The organism is Blautia sp. HCN-1074, from assembly GCF_037890165.1.
In the GTDB taxonomy this organism is placed as follows: Bacteria; Bacillota; Clostridia; order Lachnospirales; family Lachnospiraceae; genus Blautia_A.
Genome location: NZ_JBBKBP010000066.1, coordinates 1 through 946, shown reverse-complemented (window position 1 = coordinate 946; position 946 = coordinate 1). Strand labels below are relative to the sequence as shown.

Here is a 946-nt window from a genome sequence, read left to right as displayed (position 1 = left end):
CGCTACATTCAAGTCGTCGATACCTTGATTTTTGCAGGAAGAAAGCAGGGACGCAAAATACTTACACCCCTGCTTGATTGAGCTTTCCGTATCTAAGGAATTAGGCGGTAAACCAAGACTTTCCGAACTCTGCATAACATCTTCTGCCGTACCGCCACTTTCTACTTGAATGATAGCAAGTAACACATTGACATACTCGGAGATACCGTTTTCTCTGGCGTATTTTTCTACCATAGGCTGATGTTTCAAGACTTCTGCGGATAGGTTCATACCCGTAATGCCAGAAGAAAAATTGCTGTTCTCGTCGTCGCTGTCCGCACTAATGAGGACGCCAAAGAAAAGCACCAGAGAAAAGAGGATAGGAAACAGACTGCCAATGATAGCGATATGTTTCAGTTTCATTTTTTCTTCTGTCCTTTCTTCGTTACAAGGTTACGGGTTTTCTCTATGGTCTGCTGGTTCTTCTGGACGCTCTGGGTCTGCTGAACCTTTATCCTGCGGTCTTTGGTGTCATTCTGGCGTGTTTCCTGCGATACCACTTTTTCTACATTCTGCCTATGTACTGTCTGTGTAGGCTGGGGTGCTTTCTTATCAGAAGCACCAGAAGATAACGGACGCTCTTTGATAACATTTGTCTTGACTGGCTCACTTGCTTTCGGAGTTGGAGCTGTGGCTGGGCGTTTGACTTCCTGCATTTTTTCAACACTCGGCTTTGGAATGGTTGAAGCTGTGACTGGTCGCTCATGGGGACGGGTAGCTCCCGTTGTCGCTGATCCGTCAGCCTTTCGCTGTACCTGCCTTGCTTCTTGTGCCTTTTGAAGCTCCATACGTTTGTCAGCGATATTTTTCTTACGCTGTTCCTGCTTTTCCAAGCGTCCCGTCTGTCTGGACTGCTGTTCCTGCACCATGCCACGCTTGAAGTCGGACACGCTGGACTTTGCCTTTT

Annotated in this window: 1 protein-coding gene and 1 pseudogene; both read right to left on the bottom strand. The window is 47.1% G+C overall.

Features of this window, described 5'->3' with window-relative positions; all coding sequences use genetic code 11:
- Positions 1-402: lysozyme family protein (locus WKT11_RS19800; RefSeq protein ID WP_340285791.1), on the bottom strand; the 402-nt coding region annotated here is incomplete at its 3' end.
- A pseudogene (locus WKT11_RS19795) lies at positions 399-946 on the bottom strand (YtxH domain-containing protein); the annotation flags it as partial. The pseudogene WKT11_RS19795 and the gene WKT11_RS19800, both read right to left, overlap by 4 nt.